The sequence below is a fragment of the Nocardioides kribbensis genome (assembly GCF_015070375.1).
Classification (GTDB): domain Bacteria; phylum Actinomycetota; class Actinomycetes; order Propionibacteriales; family Nocardioidaceae; genus Nocardioides; species Nocardioides kribbensis.
Window position 1 is genome coordinate 366804 of sequence record NZ_JADCLL010000002.1, and the last position, 21712, is coordinate 388515.

The 21712-nt window shown below is 75.8% G+C and carries 20 protein-coding genes; 8 read left to right on the forward strand and 12 right to left on the reverse strand.

Annotated elements, in window-relative coordinates; all coding sequences use genetic code 11:
* Window positions 1-85 precede the first annotated feature (85 nt).
* Entirely contained in the window at window positions 86-1897 is a 1812-nt protein-coding gene (locus IR170_RS07330; protein ID WP_193661836.1) for a sensor histidine kinase, read from the reverse strand.
* Between the two features lie 155 nt (window positions 1898-2052).
* Between IR170_RS07330 and IR170_RS07335 the strand changes: the two genes are divergently transcribed.
* Entirely contained in the window at window positions 2053-3024 is a 972-nt protein-coding gene (locus IR170_RS07335; RefSeq protein WP_193661837.1) for a glutathione S-transferase C-terminal domain-containing protein, read from the forward strand.
* 69 nt (window positions 3025-3093) lie between these two features.
* Here the strand turns inward: IR170_RS07335 and IR170_RS07340 are convergent, their stop codons facing one another.
* Window positions 3094-3534 (reverse strand): DivIVA domain-containing protein, encoded by a 441-nt coding sequence (locus IR170_RS07340; protein WP_193661838.1) that lies wholly within the window; start codon window positions 3532-3534, stop codon window positions 3094-3096.
* 61 nt (window positions 3535-3595) lie between these two features.
* On the opposite strand from IR170_RS07340, the gene IR170_RS07345 reads away from it, so the two are divergent.
* Complete coding sequence (locus tag IR170_RS07345; RefSeq protein ID WP_319804954.1) at window positions 3596-4558, forward strand: cation diffusion facilitator family transporter; 963 nt, start codon at window positions 3596-3598, stop codon at window positions 4556-4558.
* A 106-nt stretch (window positions 4559-4664) separates the two neighbouring features.
* Here IR170_RS07345 and IR170_RS07350 read toward each other — a convergent pair whose 3' ends face one another.
* Window positions 4665-4877 carry a hypervirulence associated TUDOR domain-containing protein gene (locus IR170_RS07350; RefSeq protein WP_193661840.1) on the reverse strand — a complete coding sequence of 71 codons (213 nt, stop codon included), beginning with the start codon at window positions 4875-4877 and terminating at the stop codon, window positions 4665-4667.
* Entirely contained in the window at window positions 4874-5362 is a 489-nt protein-coding gene (locus tag IR170_RS07355; protein ID WP_193661841.1) for an SRPBCC family protein, read from the reverse strand. Before IR170_RS07355 ends, IR170_RS07350 begins: the two co-directional genes overlap by 4 nt.
* 203 nt (window positions 5363-5565) lie before the next feature.
* Here IR170_RS07355 and pdhA point away from each other — a divergent pair, with 203 nt between their 5' ends.
* The 3 genes from pdhA to IR170_RS07370 are packed head-to-tail and all read left to right on the forward strand — an operon-like array spanning window position 5566 to window position 9211.
* Entirely contained in the window at window positions 5566-6693 is a 1128-nt protein-coding gene (gene pdhA, locus IR170_RS07360) for a pyruvate dehydrogenase (acetyl-transferring) E1 component subunit alpha (protein WP_056865274.1), read from the forward strand.
* Window positions 6690-7673: an alpha-ketoacid dehydrogenase subunit beta gene (locus tag IR170_RS07365; RefSeq protein ID WP_193661842.1), complete on the forward strand. Its 984-nt coding sequence runs from the start codon at window positions 6690-6692 to the stop codon at window positions 7671-7673. The genes pdhA and IR170_RS07365 overlap by 4 nt, the downstream gene beginning before the upstream one ends.
* Window positions 7673-9211 carry a dihydrolipoamide acetyltransferase family protein gene (locus IR170_RS07370; protein WP_193661843.1) on the forward strand — a complete coding sequence of 513 codons (1539 nt, stop codon included), beginning with the start codon at window positions 7673-7675 and terminating at the stop codon, window positions 9209-9211. Before IR170_RS07365 ends, IR170_RS07370 begins: the two co-directional genes overlap by 1 nt.
* A gap of 102 nt (window positions 9212-9313) precedes the next feature.
* On the opposite strand, the gene IR170_RS07375 is transcribed toward IR170_RS07370, so the two are convergent.
* On the reverse strand, window positions 9314-10297 hold the full coding sequence (locus tag IR170_RS07375) for an NAD-dependent epimerase/dehydratase family protein (RefSeq protein ID WP_193661844.1): 984 nt from the start codon (window positions 10295-10297) through the stop codon (window positions 9314-9316).
* Between the two features lie 202 nt (window positions 10298-10499).
* A complete protein-coding gene (locus tag IR170_RS07380) occupies window positions 10500-11090 on the reverse strand; it encodes an RNA polymerase sigma factor (protein WP_193661845.1) in 591 nt (196 codons plus the stop codon).
* A gap of 69 nt (window positions 11091-11159) precedes the next feature.
* Between IR170_RS07380 and IR170_RS19385 the strand changes: the two genes are divergently transcribed.
* Window positions 11160-12818 carry a serine/threonine-protein kinase gene (locus tag IR170_RS19385; protein WP_227488877.1) on the forward strand — a complete coding sequence of 553 codons (1659 nt, stop codon included), beginning with the start codon at window positions 11160-11162 and terminating at the stop codon, window positions 12816-12818.
* A 112-nt stretch (window positions 12819-12930) separates the two neighbouring features.
* Here IR170_RS19385 and IR170_RS07390 read toward each other — a convergent pair whose 3' ends face one another.
* Window positions 12931-13575: a hypothetical protein gene (locus IR170_RS07390; protein ID WP_193661846.1), complete on the reverse strand. Its 645-nt coding sequence runs from the start codon at window positions 13573-13575 to the stop codon at window positions 12931-12933.
* A gap of 339 nt (window positions 13576-13914) precedes the next feature.
* On the opposite strand from IR170_RS07390, the gene IR170_RS07395 reads away from it, so the two are divergent.
* Window positions 13915-15447 (forward strand): amidohydrolase, encoded by a 1533-nt coding sequence (locus tag IR170_RS07395; protein ID WP_193661847.1) that lies wholly within the window; start codon window positions 13915-13917, stop codon window positions 15445-15447.
* A gap of 128 nt (window positions 15448-15575) precedes the next feature.
* Here the strand turns inward: IR170_RS07395 and IR170_RS07400 are convergent, their stop codons facing one another.
* Entirely contained in the window at window positions 15576-16583 is a 1008-nt protein-coding gene (locus IR170_RS07400; protein WP_193661848.1) for an SGNH/GDSL hydrolase family protein, read from the reverse strand.
* A gap of 82 nt (window positions 16584-16665) precedes the next feature.
* On the opposite strand from IR170_RS07400, the gene IR170_RS07405 reads away from it, so the two are divergent.
* Window positions 16666-17820, forward strand: a complete 1155-nt coding sequence (locus IR170_RS07405) for a cation diffusion facilitator family transporter (protein WP_193661849.1) — start codon at window positions 16666-16668, stop codon at window positions 17818-17820.
* Between the two features lie 215 nt (window positions 17821-18035).
* Here IR170_RS07405 and IR170_RS07410 read toward each other — a convergent pair whose 3' ends face one another.
* The 4 genes from IR170_RS07410 to IR170_RS07425 form a co-directional block, all read right to left on the reverse strand.
* Window positions 18036-18668: a fasciclin domain-containing protein gene (locus tag IR170_RS07410; RefSeq protein WP_193661850.1), complete on the reverse strand. Its 633-nt coding sequence runs from the start codon at window positions 18666-18668 to the stop codon at window positions 18036-18038.
* 108 nt (window positions 18669-18776) lie between these two features.
* Window positions 18777-19757 (reverse strand): anti-sigma factor domain-containing protein, encoded by a 981-nt coding sequence (locus IR170_RS07415; RefSeq protein ID WP_193661851.1) that lies wholly within the window; start codon window positions 19755-19757, stop codon window positions 18777-18779.
* Complete coding sequence (locus tag IR170_RS07420) at window positions 19754-20311, reverse strand: RNA polymerase sigma factor (protein WP_193661852.1); 558 nt, start codon at window positions 20309-20311, stop codon at window positions 19754-19756. The genes IR170_RS07415 and IR170_RS07420 overlap by 4 nt, the downstream gene beginning before the upstream one ends.
* 218 nt (window positions 20312-20529) lie before the next feature.
* A complete protein-coding gene (locus tag IR170_RS07425; protein WP_193661853.1) occupies window positions 20530-21711 on the reverse strand; it encodes a PucR family transcriptional regulator in 1182 nt (393 codons plus the stop codon).
* Between the last annotated feature and the right edge of the window lies 1 nt (window position 21712).

Genomic DNA, 21712 nt, shown 5'->3' on the forward strand with positions numbered 1-21712 from the left:
AGGTCTCAATGGTCAGTAAGACGCAGGCGGCGGGGGCGGCGGGGGCGGCGAGCGCCGGCGGCGGGCAGGGCGGCCCCGCGGTCGCTCAGTCGCAGCCCGGGAGGACGACGGTGACGGTGGTGCCGCGGCCGAGGGCGGAGTCGACCTCGACGCGCCCGCCGTGGCGCTGGGCGATGCCGGCGACGATGCTCAGCCCGAGGCCGGTGCCCGGGCGGCGCAGGGCGGCGGGGTCGGAGGAGCGCACGAAGGGCTCGAAGAGGCCGGCCTGGTCCTCGGGGGAGATGCCGATGCCGTCGTCGGCCACGACGAGCGCGACCTCGCTGCCGCGGCGCTCGGCGGAGACGACCACGCGCCCGCCGGCGTCGGTGTACTTCAGCGCGTTGGTCAGCACGTTGTCGAGCAGCCGCTCCACCTCCACGGGGTCGCCGGTCGTCGCGGCCTGCGGGTCGCCGGGGCCGACCTCCAGGGCGACCCCGGCGACGCCGGCGGTGGCCTGGTAGAGCCCGACCACGTCGCGCACGAGCGCCCCGAGGTCGACCCGGGTGCGCAGGCTGGCGCGCTGACGGTCGTCGGCCTGGGCCAGCCGGAGCAGGTCGTCGACGACGCCGCGCATCTTGGCCACGCCGCGCCCGATCGAGGCCTCGAAGGTCGCCGCCGGCTCGGGATGGCCGAGCATGCCGAGCAGCTCGAGGTTGCCCGAGACCACGGTGAGGGGCCCGCGCAGCTCGTGGGTGAGGGTGGCGATGAGCTGCGCGCGCCGCTCGTCGACCTCCTGCAGCTCGCGCAGCAGCGCCCGCTCGCGCTGGCGCACCTGGGCGACCGCGAGGGCCGTGCCGAGGTCGCCGCCGACCACGAGGGCGGCCTGCTGGTCCACCGGTGACCACGACCCCGCGCCCGGCGCGCGGGAGAGCACGCAGATCCCGGCGTACGTCGTGCCGCGCAGCACGGGCACGGCGAGGGCGCTGCCCATCGAGGTGGCCTGCAGCAGTCGCTGGCCGTGCGCGTCGAGGCCGGGGTGCGCGGCGAGGGCGCGGGTGGGCTCGCCCGCGCGCAGCACCAGGGCGCGCGGGGGGCCGACGAGCTCGGGGCCCAGTGCTCGCGCGATCACCCGCAGCGAGCGGGGGGCGCGCAGCGGCTCCCCGTCGCGGGAGTGGATCGGCACGGCCACGGCCGGGTCGAGCAGCTGCACGCAGGCCGCGTCGGCGGCGAAGCCCTCCACGAGCAGCGGAAGGGCGGCCTCGAGCAGCTCCTCAGGGGTCTGGTGCTCGGGGGCGAGCGTGGAGCGCACCAGGTGGTGGGTGGCCTGGGCGCGTGCGGCGCGCTGGCCGACCTCCTCGCGGTCGCGGGCGCTGAGCAGCGCCTGCTCGACGTGGGCGGCGTAGCGCTCCAGCAGGTCGCGGCGCACCCCGTCGGGGCGGCGGCCGTCGAGGGGACCGTCGAGGGAGAGCACGCCCACGACCTGGCCCGCGGCGTCGGTGAGCAGCGCGAGGAGCACGTCCCACGGGTCCCACCTCTCCTGCGGATCGGTGTCGTCGCCCGCCACGGGGGTCTCGATGCGCACCCAGGTGCCGTCGAGGTGCCCGTCGTGGTGCTCGGCGCGCAGGAAGCGGAAGCGGCCCCAGGACTCGGCCGCGGCGACGACGGGCTCGAGGATCGCCACGGAGTCGGTGGCCAGCACGGCCTCGCGGTGCTGCTCGGGCCCGGCGTAGGCCACGGTGACCAGGTCGTCGTCGACGACCACCGAGAGGGTCGCCACGTCGAAGCCGACCATCAGCGCCACCGACTCCACCAGCAGCTGCAGCGCCGCGCGCGAGGACGCGTCGGACCAGTCGTCCAGGTCCGGGTGGTGGGTGCGCGCGGGGACGCACGACGGGCCCTCCGCGGGCTGAGTCGCCATGATCCCCCCGATCGACAGCGCAGGGGCACACTCAACACCTCCGGGCCGGTGGTTGTCACTGGTCTCGACCAGCGGGCGGTCGCCTCCCCCGGCCGGGCCGCGATGTGTGCGGGTGGGTGAGCCGGGGCGCGCGGCGGGCGCCTAGCGTCGCGGGCATGAGCGACGACCAGACCCCGACGTACGTCGAGAAGGGCAAGGAGTTCCAGCGCGACACGACCTACGTGTCCGACCGGATCACCCGCGACGCCCGCACCCCCGAGCACGGCCCCACCGACGGGCGGATGTGGCCGGTGGAGGCCGGCCGCTACCGCCTGGTCGCCGCCAAGGCCTGCCCCTGGGCCAACCGCGCCATCATCGTGCGGGGCCTGCTGGGCCTCGAGGACGTCGTCTCCCTCGGGATGCCCGGCCCCACCCACGACGCCCGCAGCTGGACCTTCGACCTCGACCCCGGCGGCAAGGACCCCGTGCTGGGCATCGAGCGGCTCCAGGAGGCCTACCTCGCGCGCTTCCCCGACTACGAGCGCGGGATCACCGTGCCCGCGATGGTGGAGGAGTCCAGCGGCGAGCTGGTCACCAACGACTTCCCGTGGATCACCCACGACCTCTTCCACGAGTGGCGCGACTTCCACCGCGCCGACGCCCCCGACCTGTGGCCCGCCGAGGTCCGCGAGGAGATGGAGGAGGTCATGCAGCGCGTCTTCACCGAGGTCAACAACGGCGTCTACCGCTGCGGCTTCGCCGGCTCCCAGGAGGCCTACGACGAGGCCTACCAGCGGCTGTGGACCGCCCTGGACTGGCTCGAGGAGCGGCTCACCGACCGCCGCTACCTCATGGGGTCGGCCATCACCGAGGCCGACGTGCGGCTCTTCACCACCCTGGCCCGCTTCGACGCGGTCTACCACGGCCACTTCAAGTGCAACCGCAACAAGCTCACCGAGATGCCGGCGCTGTGGGGCTACGCCCGCGACCTCTTCCAGACCCCGGGCTTCGGCGAGACCATCGACTTCGACCAGATCAAGGCGCACTACTACGTCGTCCACACCGACATCAACCCGTCGGGGATCGTGCCCGCCGGGCCCGACCCGGCCGTCTGGCACACCCCCCACGGACGCGAGTCCCTGCGCTGATCCTCGGGCTCGTCCCCGGGCTGGTGCCCGGTCGGTGCCGGTCGGTGCCGGTCGGGCGGGTCGGCGCGCCTAGCGGTGGAACAGCCGGGCCAGCAGGCCCTTCTGCTCCTGCACGATCGAGACGGTGCCGGCCGGCGCGCCGTGGCCCGGGCCCCCTGCGGGGCGCGGGTCGTCGGCATCGCGCCGGACGCGCGGGGTGCCGCCGCTGCGCACCACGACCTCGTCGAGGAGCGCGTCGACGTCCGCGGTCTCGTAGCCCTCGCGCAGCCTGACCGTGGCGAAGCGGGCGGCGGTGGCCGGGGCGACCGGGTCGCCGCCCGAGCGCAGGGTCTGCACCAGGTCGGCGAGGAAGTCGTCGACCTGGCCCATGTCGTAGCCGCTGCGCAGCCGCACGGGGGTGAAGCGGGAGGTCTCGACCAGCCGCGCCAGCTCGGCGGGCTCGGCGGGACTCCCAGGACTGGCGGGCTCGGGCGGGGGAGTGCCGGGAGGGGGGTCGGCGGGGGTGGCCATGGCCGCTCCTACCCCGGGCGCCGTCGCGCCACGCCTGCCCGGGCCACCTAGGCTGGCGCGCGTGGGAGTCGGACACGGGCACGGACACGGGCACGCGGGCCGGCAGGCGGGCGGCCACCCGGGCGGCCACGCCGCGGGTCGCGCGGCCGACCGGCGGCGGCTGCGGGTGGTGCTGGCGGTCACCGCGAGCGTCATGGTGCTCGAGGTCGTGGGCGCCGTGGTCACCGGCTCCCTGGCGCTGCTCGCCGACGCGGGCCACATGGCCACCGACGCCGGCGCCGTCGTGCTCGCGCTCGGGGCGTCGTACGTCGCCGGGCTCCGCCCGGGCCCCCGCTCCACCTTCGGCCTGCACCGCGCGGAGATCCTCGCCGCGCTGCTCAACGCGCTGGTGCTGCTGGTGGTCTGCGGCTACCTCGCCTGGGCCGGCCTGAGCCGGCTCGCCGACCCCCAGGAGGTGGAGGCGGGGCCGATGATCGCCTTCGCCACGGTCGGCCTGCTCGCCAACGCCGTGTCGATGCTGGTGCTCAGCCGCTCGGAGTCGGGCTCGCTCAACCTGCGCGGCGCCGCCAACGAGGTCTTCGCCGACCTGCTCGGCTCGGTGCTGGCCATCGCCGCCGGCGTCGTCGTGCTCGCCACGGGCTGGCTGCAGGCCGACCCGCTGGCCTCGCTGCTGATCGCGGTGATGATCCTGCCGCGCGCCCTCGTGCTGGCCCGCGACGCCGTCGCGGTGCTGCTGGAGGTGGCCCCCGCCGGCCTCGACCTGGGCGAGGTCAGCCGCCACATCGAGGACGTGCCCGGCGTCGTCGACGTGCACGACCTCCACGCCTGGACCATCACCAGCGGCCTGCCGAGCCTCTCGGCCCACGTGACGGTCACCGACGCGGCGCTGGCCGAGCGCGGCGTCGGGGCCGTGCTCGACGACCTGTGCCACTGCGTCGCGGAGCACTTCGACGTGCGCCACGCGACCTTCCAGGTCGAGCCGGTCTCCCACGGCGCCCACGAGGACCTCGGCGAGCTCCACTGACGCCTCCACCGCGGCCTCCACCGCGGCCTCCACCGAGGCGCCCGCCCGCGGCCCGGCGACCGCGCCGCCGCGCCCCGTCCCGAGACGACCGGGCCCGCGCCGCGACTCAGGCCCGGTCGACCTCGGAGCGCAGCTTCAGCACGACGGTGCCGTCCTCCTGCTCGATGACGTAGGCCGGGTCGTCGTCGCTGCCGTGGCGGGTGATCGTCGAGCCCTCGGTGGTGCGCTCGACGGTGTCGTGATGGACCTCGGTGACGGTGCCGCTCGCGGTGCCGTTGCCCCACGACCAGCTGACCTCGGTGCCCTTGCGGATGCTCATGTCGTCTCCTTCCGGGCCGCCTGCTCGGCGGCCGCGCTCAGCTTGACCAGGGTCTTCTCGATGCCGCGCTGGATCTTCGCGGCCACGCCGGCGCGGTGGTAGGCGGCCTGCACGAGGCCGGGGTAGCGGCTGATGTCCCACGTCTCGGTGACCCGCGTGCGGGCCGTGCCGCCGGTGGCGTCGGCGGGCAGCTCCTCCAGCTCGTAGCGCCACCGGTGCAGCCCGACGTGGCGCCAGGCGATCAGCCGGTCGGGCTCGAGCTCGACGACCTTGTTGCGGATCTTGTACGGCGCGCCGATGCGCATGTCCATGCCGAAGGTCGAGCCCAGCTCCAGCCGCGGGGGCCCGCTGGTCGAGCCCCTCACGGTGCCGGAGCCGTCGATCAGCGGGTGCTGCCGGGGGTCGGCCAGGATGTCGAAGACGACGGCGGGCGGGGCGTCGACGACGGCCGAGGCGGTCACGACGGGGCGGGCGGAGGAGGCCATGCGCCGAGGCTACGGCGGGTGATTGGCGGCCATCTCACCCGCGCAGGTACGTTGTCCCCGACCACGATGTGTCCGGGGTCACAGGTGCACCACCCCGCGCCTGGCGGCCCGCTCGGACACGCCGTACGGCCTCGGAGACCCCGTCGGGCCGGTGAGAGCGAAGGAGTGCGCACGTGTCCCCTGACTCGACGTTCGGCCCCGACCTGGTGGAGGTCTTCGGACCCTCCCAGAGCGACGGCGGCCCCGAGCTGGTCCAGCTGCTGACCCCGGAGGGCGAGCGCGTCCACCACCCGGAGTTCGACATGGACTTCAGCGCCGAGCAGCTGCGCGGGTTCTACCGCGACATGGTGCTCACCCGGCGCATCGACACCGAGGCCACGGCGCTGCAGCGCCACGGCGAGCTCGGCATCTGGGCCCAGCTGCTGGGCCAGGAGGCCGCGCAGATCGGCGCCGGCCGCGCGCTGCGCACCCAGGACCACGTCTTCCCGACCTACCGCGAGCACGGCGTCGCGTGGTGCAAGGGCGTGGACCCCCTCAAGCTGCTCGGGCTCTTCCGCGGCGTCGACCACGGCGCGTGGGACCCCGAGGAGAACCACTTCGGGCTCTACACCATCGTCATCGGCGCGCAGACCCTCCACGCCACCGGCTACGCCATGGGCATGCAGCGCGACGGCGTCGTCGGCACCGGCGACCCCGAGCGCGACGCCGCGGTGATCGCCCACTTCGGCGACGGCGCCTCCTCGCAGGGCGACGTCAACGAGGCCTTCATCTTCGCCGCCTCCTACAACGCCCCCGTGGTGTTCTTCTGCCAGAACAACCAGTGGGCCATCTCGGAGCCGATCGAGCGCCAGACCCGCATCCCGCTCTACCAGCGCGCCCTGGGCTTCGGCTTCCCCGGCGTGCGCGTCGACGGCAACGACGTGCTGGCCACCTACGCCGTCACCCAGGCCGCCCTGCAGCGCGCCCGCGACGGGCAGGGCCCGACCTTCGTGGAGGCCTACACCTACCGGATGGGCGCCCACACCACCACCGACGACCCGACCCGCTACCGCCTCTCCGACGACGTGGAGAGCTGGAAGCTCAAGGACCCGATCGCCCGCGTCGAGGTCTACCTGCGCCGCAACGGCCTGGTCGACGACGCCTTCATCGCCGGGGTCAAGGACGAGGCCGACGACCTGGGCGCGCGCCTGCGCGAGGGCTGCAAGGCGATGCCCGACCCGCAGCCGCTCGACATGTTCGACCACGTCTACGCAGAGATGACCGACGAGCTCGCCGCCCAGCGCGACGGCTTCGCGGCCTACCTCGAGTCCTTCGAAGGAGCCGACCGATGAGCACCCAGAAGGTCACGCTGGCCAAGTCGCTCAACATGGGGCTGCGCCGCGCGATGGAGGACGACCCCAAGGTCCTGCTCATGGGCGAGGACGTCGGCAAGCTCGGCGGCGTCTTCCGCATCACCGACGGCCTGCAGAAGGACTTCGGCGAGGACCGCGTCATCGACTCCCCGCTCGCGGAGTCGGGCATCGTCGGCACCGCGGTCGGCATGGCGCTGCGCGGCTACCGCCCGGTGGTGGAGATCCAGTTCGACGGGTTCGTCTACCCCGCCTACGACCAGATCGTGTGCCAGGTGGCCAAGATGAGCTACCGCTCCAAGGGCCGCTCCAGGATGCCGATGGTCATCCGGATCCCCTACGGCGGCGGCATCGGCGCCGTGGAGCACCACAGCGAGTCGCCCGAGGCGCAGTTCGCCCACACCCCCGGGCTCAAGGTCGTCACCTGCTCCAACCCCGTCGACGGCTATTGGATGATCCAGCAGGCCATCGCCTGCGACGACCCGGTGATCTTCCTGGAGCCCAAGCGGCAGTACCACGCCGACAAGGCCGACCTCGACACCACCGCCACCCCCGCGCCGCTGTTCACCTCGCGGGTGGTGCGGCGCGGCACCGACGTGACGCTGCTGGCCTACGGGCCGATGGTCAAGACGGCGATGAAGGCCGCCGAGGCCGCCGCCACCGAGGGCCGCTCGCTCGAGGTGATCGACCTGCGCACGCTCTCGCCCCTCGACATGGCCCCGGTGCTGGAGTCGGTGCGGCGTACGGGCCGGGCCGTCGTGGCCCACGAGGCCCACGTCAACCTCGGCCTGGGCGCGGAGCTGTCGGCCCGCATCACCGAGCAGTGCTTCTACTCCCTGGAGGCCCCGGTGCTGCGGGTGGGCGGCTTCGACACCCCCTACCCCGCCTCCCGGATCGAGGAGGACTTCCTCCCCGACCTCGACCGGGTCCTCGACGCCGTCGACCGCAGCATGGAGTTCTGATGACGACCACCCAGGCCCCCACCCAGGAGTTCCTCCTCCCCGACGTCGGCGAGGGCCTCACCGAGGCCGAGATCGTCGAGTGGAAGGTCGCCGTCGGCGACGTCATCGCGATCAACGACATCATCGTGGAGATCGAGACGGCCAAGTCGCTGGTCGAGCTGCCCTCGCCCTACGCCGGCACCGTGCTCGCGCTGATGGTCGACGCCGGCGTCACCGTCGACGTCGGCACCCCGATCATCCGCGTGGGCGACCCCGCGTCGACCGGCCCGTCGACCGGCGAGCCCGCGCCGGGGCCGGCCGCCGCCGCGCCCCAGCCGGAGATGGCCATCGACCTGTCCAACCCCGCCGCCTCCGGGGGTGGGGAGGGAGAGAGCCTCGTCGGGCGCAACAAGGCCGAGCGCGGCCCTGTGCGCCGCGCCCGCAAGGGGTCGGCCTCGCCCTCGACCGAGGCCGGCGCCAACACCCAGATGCAGCTCCAGGGCGCCTTCGCGCCGGGCGGTGCGGAGTCAGACGAGGTCGTGGCCTCCGACGAGCCGGTCGTGCCCGCCACCCCGGCCCCGCCGGTGCCCGAGCCGGTCGACGCGCTCGTGCCGGCCCGGGCCACCGACCCCGCCGCCGTACGCGCCCTGGCCAAGCCGCCGGTGCGCAAGCTGGCCAAGGACCTCGGGGTCGACCTCGCCGCCTGCCGTGCCTCCGGGCCCGGCGGCACCGTCACCCGCGACGACGTCCACGCCGCCGCCGGCCGGGGGGCCGCTCCCGAGCCGGTGCCGGCCACGTCGCCGGCCTCGACGTCCGCCTCGACGCCCCGGCCGGCCGCGGCCGGCGGCGCCCGCGAGACCCGCGAGCCGGTCAAGGGCGTGCGCAAGATGATGGCCGGCGCGATGGTCGGCTCGGCGTTCTCTGCGCCCCACGTCACCGAGTGGGTCACCGTCGACGTCACCCGCACCATGGAGCTGGTCGAGCGGCTCAAGGACCACCGCGACCTGCGCGGGCTCAAGGTCTCGCCGCTGCTGGTGCTCGCCCGCGCCTGCGTGCTCGCGATGCGCCGCACGCCGGTCATCAACTCCACGTGGGACGAGGCCGCCCAGGAGGTCGTGCTCAAGCACTACGTCAACCTCGGCATCGCCGCCGCCACCCCCCGCGGCCTGGTGGTGCCCAACGTGAAGGACGCCCACGACCTGGCGCTGCCCGAGCTCGCCGCGGCGCTGGGCGAGCTCACCGCCACCGCGCGCGAGGGCCGCACCCAGCCGGCGGAGATGGCGGGCGGCACGTTCACGATCACCAACGTCGGCGTCTTCGGCGTCGACGCCGGCACCCCGATCATCAACCCCGGCGAGTCGGCGATCCTCTGCTTCGGCGCGGTCACCAAGAAGCCGTGGGTAGTCACCCGCGACGGGGTCGACGAGATCGTCGTGCGGCAGGTGACGACGCTGGCGCTGTCCTTCGACCACCGCCACGTCGACGGCCAGGCCGGCTCGCAGTTCCTCGCCGACGTCGCCTCCATCCTCGAGGACCCCGCCTCGGCGCTGCTGTTCTGAGGTCGCCCGCTCCCGGGTGGGACGTCATGCGTGGGGTGGAGGCGCATCCACGTCGCGCATGACGTCCGCCTGCGGGCCGCGGGCGATCCGCGGGGCGGAGCCTCACCCCGCGGCGAGCACCACGGCCTCGGCCTCGCGCGTCAGGCCGGTGGTGGGGGCGCCGGGGGTCGCGCGCAGCCAGGCCAGCGTGTCGCGCGCCGAGTCGGCCACCGGCCGCACGACGAGCCCCGCGGCCAGGCTGGGGGTGGCGTCGTGGGCCAGCATCCCGTCGTAGGCCGGGCGCGGCAGCCACAGCGGCAGCGAGTCGGGGCCCGACCACGGCTGCACGCCGGCCGCCTCGAGCCGGTCGGAGGCGACCCACCGCAGCCGCGGGGTGACGCCGACGCCGGCGGCCACCTCGGCCAGCAGCTCGCCGGCGGTGGTGGTGGGGCCGACCGCGTCGTAGGCGCCGGTGAGGCGGCGCTCGGCCGCGGTGACGACCCACGTGGCGAGGTCGCGGGCGTCGAGCACCTGCACGACGTCGCGGGGCGAGCCGCCGGCCAGCACGGGCTCGCCGTCGCCGGCCTCCGCGAGCCGCGCCGGCCAGTAGGTGAAGCGGCCCGAGGGGTCGCCGGGCCCGATCAGCAGCCCGGGTCGCAGCACGAGGCTGCGCGCGGCGCCGGCGAGCACGATCTCCTCGCAGGCGACCTTCATGGCGCCGTAGGCGTCGGGGTCGGTGGTGGGGTCGACGTCGGCGTGCTGGGCCGGGCGCAGCGCCCCGCGGGAGGGGGTCTGGCCGGGGGTGGCGTCGTCGGAGTAGACGTTGACGGTGGAGACGAAGACGTGGTGGGCCTCGGGCCAGGTGGTCACCGAGCGGCGTACCCAGGAGGGCGTGCGGGCCACGTCGACCACGACGTCCCACCGCTGCGAGGCCAGCGCCGGCGGCACGACGCGCGTCGAGCGGTCCCACGCGACGTGCTCGGCGCCCTCCGGCACGGTGCCGCTGCGACCGCGCGAGGCGCAGGTGACCTCGTGGCCCCGCTCGAGCGCCTCCTGGGCGACCGCGCGCGAGAGGAAGACCGAGCCGCCGAGCACGAGGATGCGCATGGGGTGAGCCTGTCAGGCGCGGCCAACGAGCACGAGGGCTGCGCTGCCCCGGTCGACCACCGGGTCGCCCGCGCCGGGCGCAGCCGCGCACCATCCGCCCCGTCCGTCACACCGGTCGGCCCGGACCCGCACGTGTCGGCCGACGCGCGGGCCGACAGGTGCGGGTTTCGCCAGCCGGCTGGTGAAACCCGCAGCCGCGCCCTCAGGCCTCGCCGCTGAGCATCGGCCGCGCCAGCTTGCGGCCGTGGTGGATCTGGGCCTTGACGGTGCCGAGCGGCAGGGAGAGCAGGCGGGCGATCTCGTCGTAGGGCAGGCCGTAGACGTCGCGGAGCAGGAGCGGCTCGACGTACTGCGGGTGCTCGCGCTCGAGGGTCTCCATCGCCTCGAGCAGGTCGAGGCGGGTGCCGGCGATGACGCTGGTGGTGCGCGGGTCGGGACGGTCGGCGAGCGGACCGCCGGCCTGCGGGTCGGCGGCGACAGCCTGGTTCTTCATCCGGCGGTAGGTGCTGCGGGCGCTGTTGACGGCCACCACGTGCATCCACGTGGTGAAGCGGCCGCGCCCGCCCCAGGAGCCGATCTTGGCGGCGATGTTGATCAGCGCCTCCTGGCAGGCGTCCTCGGCGTCGGAGGAAAAGGGCAGGACCCCGCGGCAGACGTTGAGCGCGCGGGGGCGCACCGCCGCGAGCAGGTCCTCCAGGGCGTCGCGGTCGCCGTCCTGGGCGCGCCGGGCGAGGTCGTCGATGTCGTCGGGGGTCAGCGCCCCCGGGGTGTCGGTGCTGTGCGTGCCGGGCATGTCCGACCTCCTTCCCCTCGTGGTGGCGCCCCAACCGGACCAGACCGCTCCTATCATGCTCGCGTGTCCATGCCCTCGCGTCTCGGTCGTTACGCCGTGCGTCGACGCGTCGGCTCGGGCGGCTTCGCGACGGTGTGGCTGGCCTACGACGAGCAGCTCGACTCCCCGGTGGCGGTCAAGGTGCTGGCCGACAACTGGACCGAGGACCTCCAGGTGCGCCGCCGCTTCCTCGAGGAGGGCCGCTACCTGCGCCGCGTCGACTCCCCGCACGTCGTGCGCGTCTACGACGCCGGCGAGCTCGACGACGGCCGCCCCTACCTCGTCATGTCGTACGCCGACCAGGGCACCCTCGCCGACCGCCTCGAGGTGGAGGGCCTCACCGCCCGCCAGGCGCTGGAGGTCGTCCGCCAGGTCGGTCTCGGGCTCCAGGCGCTGCACGACCTCGACATCCTCCACCGCGACGTGAAGCCCGCCAACGTCCTCTTCCGCACCACCCGCGGCGGCCACGCCGGGCCGGGCGTGGCGACCTCACCGGCCCCACCCGTCACACCGGTCGGCCCGGACCCGCACCTGTCGGCCGACGAGTGGGCCGACAGGTGCGGGTTTCACCAGCCGGCCGGTGAAACCCGCGACCCCGCCGACGCCACCGCCGCGACCGGCGACGTGCAGGCGCTGCTGGGCGACCTGGGGCTGGGCAAGGCCCTCGACGTGTCGAGCCGGCTGACGATGGTGGCCGGCACACCGTCCTACGTCGCACCCGAGCAGGCCCGCGCGGAGGCGCCCGACGCCCGCGCCGACCAGTACTCCCTGGGCGCGCTGGCCTACCTGCTGCTCACCGGCCGCCCCGCCCACGCCCACACCAGCCTGCAGGCGGCGGCCCACCCCGACGACCCGGCGCCGCTGTCCACCGACGAGCGGCCCTTCCCGCCCGAGGTCGACGCCGTGGTGCGCCGCGCGCTCGCGGTCGACCGCGACGAGCGCTGGCCCGACGTCACGGCCTTCGTGGCCGCGCTGTCGGCGGCGCTCGACCCGCTGGTGGGCCGGCAGGGGTCGACGGGCTCGATCTCGCGGCCGTGGCTGCCCCTCGACCCCGAGCTGACCCAGCCCGGCGCGCGGCCCTCGGTGCACCAGCCGTCGGGTGAGCTGCCCGAGCCCTCCCCGCCCGCCCGGACCGCCCGGCCCACGCGCCGCCGCCGGGTCGCGGGTGCGCTCGTCGGCGCCGTCGCGGGCGTGCTGGCCCTCGGCGCCGGCGCCCTCGCGGGCTACGCCTGGGTCGACGGCCGGGCCCCCGAGCGGCTCACCGTCAGCGACGCCACCGGTCGTCTGGCCGTCGAGGTGCCGGCCGGCTGGGACGCCGCCGAGGCCGACGAGCCGTGGGCCGGCCCGGCGGGCGACGCGTCGTACGACGCCCTCTCCGTCGGCACCGACGCCTCCTGGACCGACCCCGACAGCGACGGGGAGGGGGTCTTCCTCGGCCTGATGGCCGGCGACGCCCTGCCGACCCTCATGCCCGGCCACGCGGAGTGCGAGAGCCCGCAGGAGCCGGTCACCAGCACCGTCGACGGCCGCCCCACCCGCACCGTCGTGCACACCGGCTGCCCCGGCGGGGTCACCGTGGAGCGCGTCGTGCGCGTCGCGGTCAACCGGCTGCTGTGGGTGCAGGTGCGCAGCGACACCACCGCCGAGGCCTACCGCGTGCTCGACAGCGTCCGCACCTACGGGCTCTGACCCGCGGCCCCGCCGCGCCCGGGTCGGGCCGGCCCGCGCCCGCGCCCGAGCCCGCGCGTGAGGGCGGGGGGGCTGTGGCGGTGGCGCGCGGGGACGACGGCGAGGGCGGGTCTCAGGCGCGCGCGCCGGCGGTGACCTTCTCCAGCAGCGCGCTGAGCCCGTCGCGGTCCGACTCGCGACCGATGACAGCGATGGAGGCGTAGGCCGTGGGGTCGGCGGGGCCGGTGCCGATGAAGCGCTCGTAGCTGACGCGCTTGTAGCCGCCCTCGACGTAGGTGGAGACGAAGGTGTCGCGCGAGCGGTACTCCACGTCGAGGTCCTCCACCGCGGTCGCGCTCTCCAGGGCCGCGATCCGTGAGGTGAGGGCGCTCTCGATGCTCTGGTAGTCGTTGCCGATCAGGCGCACCCGCAGGAAGTAGGTGTACTTCACGTCGTCGGGCGGCCCGGGGAACCAGCGCCACTCGCCGGCCGCGGAGTCGCTGCGCACCCAGCCGTCGGGGATCGGCACCGACAGCGTGAAGGGGGCGGTGCCGACGACGACGCGCGTGGTGGGCAGGCCCCGCACCAGCGCGGGGTAGTCGGGGTCGGGGGAGATCTCGACCGGTGGGTCGGTGGGCACGGCCGGGGAGGCGGCGGCCACCGGCACGGGCGGGCCGAAGGCTGCGGGGGCGTCGCTGCGGGACCCGGCGACCAGGCCGCCGGCGAGCGCGCCGACGACGGCCAGCGCCATCGCGACGAGCGCACCCCGGAGACCCATGGCGACACCGTAACCGCCCCGCGGCCCCCGGCGCCGTGAGGGTCTTTACCCGGCGGGTGCGGGTGGCCGGTCCCCTCCGGCCCCGGTCCGGGCCACCCCGGGACCGCCCCGGGACCGCCCCGGGACGCGCCGTACGGCGGGCCTGCGGCTCCGACCGGCGGTGACCACCGCCACAGGCCCGCAGCACCTCGGCGGTCGCAGCGCAGCCCCTGCACCGAGCGGGGGCCGCGCCCGCGCGGTGCACCGCCGAGCCGCCCCGGCCCACCGCGACGGAGCCGTCCGTCCACGCCTCGTCGCCGGTTCGGCGATGGGCGCATGACCTCCCTACGGTTGGCGCCCATGAGCAGCCTCCTCGTGCGCAACGCCCGGATCGTGCCCGTCCGCGCGGCCGACCGCGGCACCGACCGGGCCCCCGACGCCCCCGTCGACGTGCTCGTCGAGCACGGCCGGGTCACGGCGGTCGGGCCGCGGCTGAGCGCGCCGACCACGGCGTACGACGAGCACCGCGAGGTCGACGCCGCGGGGCGCTGGGTGGCGCCGGGCCTGTGGGACCAGCACGTCCACCTGGCCCAGTGGACCCTCACCTCGGCGCGGCTCGACCTCACCGAGGCGCGCTCGCCGGAGCAGGCGACGGCGCTGGTGGCCGAGCGGGTGCGAGAGTACCCCGAGCTGCCCGTCATCGGCTGGGGCCACCGCTCGGCCGGCTGGGACCGCGAGGTCACCGTCTCCGAGCTCGACGCCGTCACCGGCGACACCCCGGTGGTGCTGATCTCCGGCGACGCCCACCACGCCTGGCTCAACACCACCGCGCTGCTGCACCTCGCGCTGCCGGTGCGCGACTCGGTGGTGCGCGAGGCGGAGTGGTTCCGCGCCTACGCGCGCCTGTCCTCGCTCATCGGCGACGACGGCACCTCGCCCGAGGCCTACCGCCGCACCCTCGACCACGCCGCCGCGCTGGGCATCGTCGGACTGGTCGACTACGAGTTCTCCGGCGGCGCCGCGGAGTGGGCCGAGCGCTGGTCGCACGGCTGCGACCTGCTGCGGCTGCGCATGTCGACCTACGCCGAGGGCCTCGACGACGTCATCGCCATGGGCCTGCGCACCGGCGACCCGCTGCCCGGCTGCGACGACCGCGCCACGATGGGGCCGCTCAAGATCATCAGCGACGGCTCCCTCAACACCCGCACCGCGTGGTGCTGCGAGCCCTACGGCGACGCCCACCGGCTGGAGTACCCCGCCGGGCAGCCCAACCTGTCGGGCGAGGAGCTGCGCGAGCTGCTGGCCCGCGCCCACGCCCACGGCCTCGAGGTCGCCACCCACGCCATCGGCGACGCCGCCTGCGCCGAGGCGCTCGAGGCCTACGCCGTGACCGGCGCCCGCGGCTCGATCGAGCACGCGCAGATGGTCAACCGCGCCGACGTGCGCCGCATGGCCGAGCTCGGCATCCGCGCCAGCGTGCAGCCGGCCCACCTGCTCGACGACCGCGACCTGACCGAGAAGATCTGGGGCGAGCGCTCCGCGCGCTGCTTCGCCTACCGCTGGATGCTCGACGACGGCGTCGAGCTGGCCCTCGGCTCCGACGCCCCGGTCTCGCCGCTGGACCCGTGGCTGGCCATGGCCGCCGCGGTGCACCGCAGCGCCGACGAGCGGGAGGCGTGGCACGGCGAGCAGGCGCTGACCCCGCAGGAGGTGCTCGCGGCCTCCGTCGACGGCCAGCCCACCGTCGGCGCCGGCTCCCGCGGCGACCTGGTGCTGCTCGACCGCGACCCGCTGGCCCCCAGCGACTCGCCCGCCGCGGCCGCGGCCCTGCTGCGCACCATGCCCGTCGCCGCGACGTACGTCGCCGGCCGCGAGGTCCACTCGACCCTCTGACCCGGCCGACCCCGGGTCCGGACCGGCCGGCGGCGACACGTGTTACTGACCGTTGCGACCTCTACCCGACCGACACGACAGTCAGGTAGAGGTCGCAACGGTCAGTAAGTGGCGATCGGGGCCGCGGCTCAGTCCTGACCCAGCACGGCCAGCACCTCGGCGGCGACGGCCTCCTGCTCGGCGGCGAGCGGGTGGTAGGCGAGTGCCTGGTCCTCGAGCGTGGTGCGCCCGTTGATCCACGGGTCCTCGGCGCACAGGTCGTGGCCCTCGGTGGCGGCGAAGGCGTCGACGAAGTCGACCCCGGCGTCCTTCGCGGCGCCCTCGACGGCGGCGTCGAGGCGCTCGTTGAGGTCGCGGGCGTAGGGGTAGTCGCCGACCGCGAGGTCGATGCGGTCGGGGCAGGTGCCCTCGGCGGGCAGGATCTGGGGGTAGCCGACGGCCAGCACCCGGGCGTCGGGCGAGCGGTCGAGGACGCCGGTGAGCGCGGCGGCGAGCTGGCCGCGGATCTGGCGGAAGACGTTGTCCTTGACCAGGTCGGCGTCCTCGCAGGGCGAGCCCTCGGGGTCCTCGGCGGCGAGCTGGCCGCAGCGGCCGATGAGGGTGGCGAAGAGGTTGAAGTCGTTGCCGCCCATGCCGAGGGTCACCAGGTCGGTGTCCTCGGTGAGCGCGTCGAACTGCGCCGGGCGCGCCTGGCCGTCGAAGGTCTCCTGCACGCCGACCAGCGACGTGGTGGTGGCGCCGGAGCAGCTAACGTCGGTGAGCGCGGTGCCGTCGATGGCGGCGGCGACGAGGCTGGGGTAGTTGCCCGTGGAGCGCAGGCAGCCGTCCTGCGGGTCGGTCTCGGGCACGAGCGGCGCCGCGGTGTAGGAGTCGCCGAGGGCGACGTAGCGCGGGAAGTCGCCGCTGCCCTCGCCCGCGTCGGCGGTGGACCCGGGGCTGGTCGAGGAGCTGGTCGAGGGGGCGCTGGAGGACTCGGACGAGGGCGCCGCGGTGTCGTCGGGCTCGTCGCCGCCCGAGGAGCTGCAGCCGGTGACGAGCAGCGCACCGGCGGCCAGCGCGGCCGCGAGACGCAGCGTCGCGGGGCGGGCGGGGGCCGCGGCGCGGCGGGACGGGCGGGCCGAGGGGCGAGCGGTCATGGCGTCGACGGTACGGGCCCGCCGGGTCGCCCCACCCCACCCGGGGGTGTCGCGCTCAGGACGGCAGGAGTACGACGGAGTCATGAGCGACACCCGCGGCGGCCCCGAGCCGGTCGCCCACCGAGCCCGTCCCGCCGACCCGGCCGACCCGGCCGACCCGGCCGACACCGCCGACCCGGCCGACCCGGCCGGTCCTGCCCGGGCCCGCGGCCCGGCCCGCAGCGGCATCGGCCCCGAGGGGTCCGGCGCGGACGGGGAGCACGACGGGTCCGACGAGGGGTCCGGCGAGGGGTCGGGCGAGGGGGAGGGCAGCGGCGGCGAGTCGCTGCTCACCGTCGTGGTCGCGCTCGTGGCCAACGCGCTGCTGGCGCTGGCCAAGTCGGTGGCGGCGGTGGTGACCGGCTCGGCGGCGATGGTGGCGGAGGCGGCGCACTCGTGGGCCGACACCGGCAACGAGGTCTTCCTGCTGGTGGCCGAGCGCTCGGGAGGCCGGCCCCGCGACGCCGAGCACCCGCGCGGCTACGGGCGCGCGACGTACGTCTGGTCGCTGGTGGCGGCCTTCGGGCTGTTCTCGGCGGGCGCGGTGGTGTCGGTCTGGCACGGCGTGACCCAGCTGGGCAGCACGGAGGAGGAGGCGTCGTTCGTCGTCAACTACGTCGTGCTCGGGGTGGCGCTGGTGCTGGAGGGCACGTCGTTCGTGCAGGCCTCGCGCCAGGTGGGCGGCGACGCCCGGCGCTGGGGCGTGCACCCGCTGCGCTACGTCGCCGAGACCTCCAACCCGACGCTGCGCGCGGTCTTCTTCGAGGACGCCTCGGCGCTGGTCGGCATCGTGCTGGCCGCCGCGGGCATCGGCCTGCACCAGCTCACCGGCGACCCGGTGTGGGACGCGCTGGCCTCGATCGCCATCGGCGTGCTGCTCGCGGTGGTCGCGGTCTTCCTGATGCGGCGCAACATGGCCTACCTCCTCGGCGAGGGCCTCGGCCCCCAGCTGCAGGCCCGGGTGCTGCGCAGCCTGCTGGCCCACCCCCAGATCGAGCGGATCACCTACCTCCACGTCGAGTACGTCGGCCCGCAGCGGCTCTTCGTGGTCGCCGCCGTCGACCTGGTCGGCGACGACGCGGAGTCGGCGCTCGCGGTGCGCCTGCGCGGCCTGGAGGCCGACGTCGAGCAGGACCCGATGATCGAGGACGCCGTGCTCACCCTCGCCCTGCCCGCCGAGGCCTCCCTGGCGCCCTGAGCCCCGGCGGCCTCAGCCCCGCAACCCCGCGGTCCGCGGCCCGCGGCCCGCGTCCTACTGACCGTTGCTACCTCTACCCGACAGTCATGACGGTCAGGCAGAGGGCTCAACGATCAGTAGGACGCCGCCGGCGTACGACGACCGTCCGCCCCGGCGCAGCGGCACCGGGGCGGACGGTCGTGGGTGCGGGCGGGCGCCCGCGGCTCAGCGGCGGATCAGAGGTCGATCGGGCGCAGGACGCGGTCGATGGCGTGGGCGACCTGCTTGTTGCCGCGGTTGACGTCGAGGGCGATGACGCGGGGGTCGCGGGCGTTGGTGTCCTGGTCCTCCAGGCGCACCTCGCCGCCCTTGACCCGCACGGTCCAGGTGGCGCCGAGCGCGGTGGTGGTGGGCTCGCCCTTGGAGGCGACGACCTTCTCCGAGACCAGCGTCTTGCCGGCGACCACGTGGTAGAGCAGGACGGCCTCGAGGGTGTCCACGTCGACCGCGGCGGCGACCTGGCGGAAGGTCTGGCGCTCGTTGCCGGGGCGCTCGCCGGTCAGCTTGAGCACGAGGTTGCGGAAGGCGGCGTCGGTGGGCAGGAAGGCGGTGGCGCGCTCCTCGCCCTGGGTGAGCAGGCCGACGGGGCTCTCCGGCTTGGCCTTGAGCACGGCGAGCACGGCGCGCTCGAGGACGTCGAAGTCCTGCGACTTGTGGTCGAAGCGGTTGCCGTCGGCGGCCAGCACCTCGGCGAGGCTGGTGTCGCCCTGCGGCTTGGCCGACGGGGCGGCGGAGGCCGGGGCCAGGGCGCCGGCGGCGAGGGTCGCGGCAGCGGCGGTGGCGGCGAGGGCGGAGGTGATCTTCTTCATGGGGTTTCTCTCCTGTGTGGGTGTTTCTCTGGTGGGTCGGTCCGAGTGGTGGTCTGGGGTGGTGGCCGGGTGGGCCGGTTGGGGCCCGCTGGAGCCGGTCGGCGGTGCTCAGGCCCGGGTCGGGCCGGCGTAGGCGCCGCGCAGCGCGGAGGTGACGGAGTGGGCGGGGTCGCCGTCGTCGGGCTCGAGGCTGACGTCGACGGCGGCGTAGGCCGAGACCAGCCCGGCGGGCAGCTCGACGACCGCGGAGCCGTCGGGGCCGAGGGTGCCGAGCGGGAGCATCTTGTTGGTCGCGGGGTCGAGCAGCCACGCCTCGTAGAACTCCCCGCGCCGGGGCTCGGGCAGTCCGGAGGCGGTGATGGTGACGCGGGTGCCTCCGGGCACGTCGACCAGCTCCACCGCCCCGGCGGAGTCGCGGAAGCGGCGCTCGAGCGGGGCCAGGTCGGCTCCGACCGGTCGCGGCTCCGGACCGGTGCTCGGCCCGGTCGGCCCGCCGTCAGGACTGCCGGTGGGGCTGGCTGAGGGGGTCTGCGGTGCGCCGCCCGCGGCGGGGAGGGAGCCGGTGGCGTCGGGTCCGGAGCCGGCGAGGGCCCAGCCCCCGGCGGCCCCCACGCCGGCCGCGACGACGGCGACCGCCGCGGCCAGCGCGAGCAGGGGCCGACGACCGCGGGGTCGCGACGACACCACGAGCGGGGGTGGCTCGGGCATCGAGGCGGTGCCACCCGCGGTCGCCGGCGTCCGGGGGGCCGGCCTGCCGCCCCGTGGTGGGCGGCCGGCGGGGCCGGCCGCGCCGGGGGTGCCCCCGGCAGCTCGTCCACCGACCGCGCCGGCGCCACCGGCACCGCCGGCGGTGCCCGGCCGGGCGGTGAGGGTGCGGGCGGCCCGGGTCAGCAGGGCGTGGCCGACGGCCTGCTCGGCCAGCTCGGCGCGGCACTGCGGGCAGCCGGCCAGGTGGTCGCCGACGGCGAGCACGTGGGCGTTGTCGAGCTCCGCGCGCAGCAGCGCCTGGAGGTCGGGGTGGTCCTGCCCGTCCGGAGGCGGGCCGGGGGTGCCGGGTCGTCCGGGGAGGTCGGGGCGGCGGGGGGTCATTGGTCGGCTCCGTCCGGGTCGTCGGTGCGCACGAGGTCGGCGAGGCGGCGCGAGGCGCGGGCGGCCCGGGCCTTGACGGTGCCCAGGGGCAGGTCGAGGTGGTCGGCGATCTCGCGCTGGGTGAGGCCCTCGAAGTAGGCGAGCTCGAGCACCTCGCGGTCGCGCTCGCCCAGTCGCGCCAGCGCGGCGTGCACGTCGGCGGCCTCGGCGTACCGCTCCGCGGTCTCGCGGCCGTCCTCGCCCACGAGGTCGCGGGCGTCCTCGACGGGCACGACGTCGTGGCGGCGGGTGCGCAGGGTGTCGACGGCGCGGCGGTGGGCGATCGTGAAGAGCCACGAGCTGAGCCGCATGGTGGGCTCGTAGCGGTCGGCCTGGCGCCACACGTCCATGAGCGTGCGCTGCAGGACGTCCTCGGCGTCGTCGCCGACGAAGCGGCGCAGGTAGGCCAGCAGGCTGGGGCCGTAGGCGGAGTAGACCTCCTCGAGGGCGGTCTCCTCGCGGCGTGCGAGACGCGCGCCGACCGGCTCCTCCTCGAGCGCTCCGATGACCTCCATGCCTGTGCTTCGCCCGCCGGGGCCCCCACGGTTGCACCTGGCCCGGGATACCCCCTAAAAGGATGAGGAGGGTCTCACCCCCGCGGTCGGGCCGGCCGCGGAGACGGCCCCTGCTCCTCGTGTTACCGACCGTTGCGACCTCTACCTGACAGTCATGACGGTCAGGTAGAGGTCGCAACGGTCAGTAGGACGCGCCCCGCCCGCTCCCCGCCCGCGCCTCAGCCCAGCGCGACGGTGAGGGCGAGCACGAAGTCGGGGTCCTCCAGACGCTCGCCGTAGACCTCGCGCAGCTGGCCCATGCGGTAGCGCACGGTCTGCGGGTGCACGAAGAGCGCCTCGGCGACGTCCTCGCGCCGGCCCTGGTGCAGCAGCCAGGAGCGCAGCGTCTCGACCAGCTTCTCGGCGGTGGCCGGGCGCAGGTCGCCCAGCGGCGCGAGCACCTGGGCGCGCAGGTCCGCGCGGGCCGCGGCGTCGGCGCTGAGCACGAGGGCGGTGAGGTGGGCCTCGGTGTCGAGCGCCAGGCCCAGGTCGCGGGCGCGCACGGCGCGGTCGTAGGAGGCGCGCACCTCCAGCCACGGCCGCGCCGGGCCCGCCAGCGCGCCGCGGTCGCCGAGCACGCGCAGAAGCGCCGCGCGGCGGTGGTCGTGGGCGTCGGGCACGAGCACGAGCGACTCGCGGTCGGCGCCGGGCCGCGCGGGCGGCTCGGGCACGACCAGGGTGCTGGCGGACACCGCCGAGAGCACGGGCCGCAGCTGGGAGTCGGGCACCAGGACGGCGGTCAGCGTGGTGGGCGGCTCCCACTCGGCGCGCTGGGCGGCGTCGAGCACGGTCTCGACGGGGGTGTCGTCGTCGAGCAGGTGCTGGGCCAGCCGCTCCAGCAGCCGCTGCCGGGCGCGCCCGGCGGTGGTGACCTCGTCGGCGTGGCCGGCCACGCTGGCCGCGGAGAGCTCGTCGATGTAGGCGAAGACCAGCTCGGCGAAGGAGGCCACCGTCTCGGCCGGCATGCCGCTGCGCACGGCGGTGGCCGACATCTCGCGCCACGAGACGCGGGCCCCGATCCGGTAGGCCGCGAGCAGCGCGTCGGTCGAGCGGCCGCTGCGGGCCTCGCCGCGGCCCAGCTGGTAGGCGCCCTCGACCGACGGCGCGGCGGGGGTGCGGGGGTCGACGCCGCGCCGGCCGCTGGCCAGCGACAGGAAGCCGCCGAGGGCCAGCTGCACCGCGGTGCGGATGTTCTCGCCCATGGGGCCGCTGAGCGCGCCCTCGTAGCCGGGCACGTCGGCGATGATGGCGTCGACGACGCGGTCGGCCACGACCGCCAGCTCCGAGCGCATCTCGCTCACGGCACGCGCCGGCAGCTGGAGCCCGTGGCCCGCCGTACGACGGGTGATGCGGCGCACCATC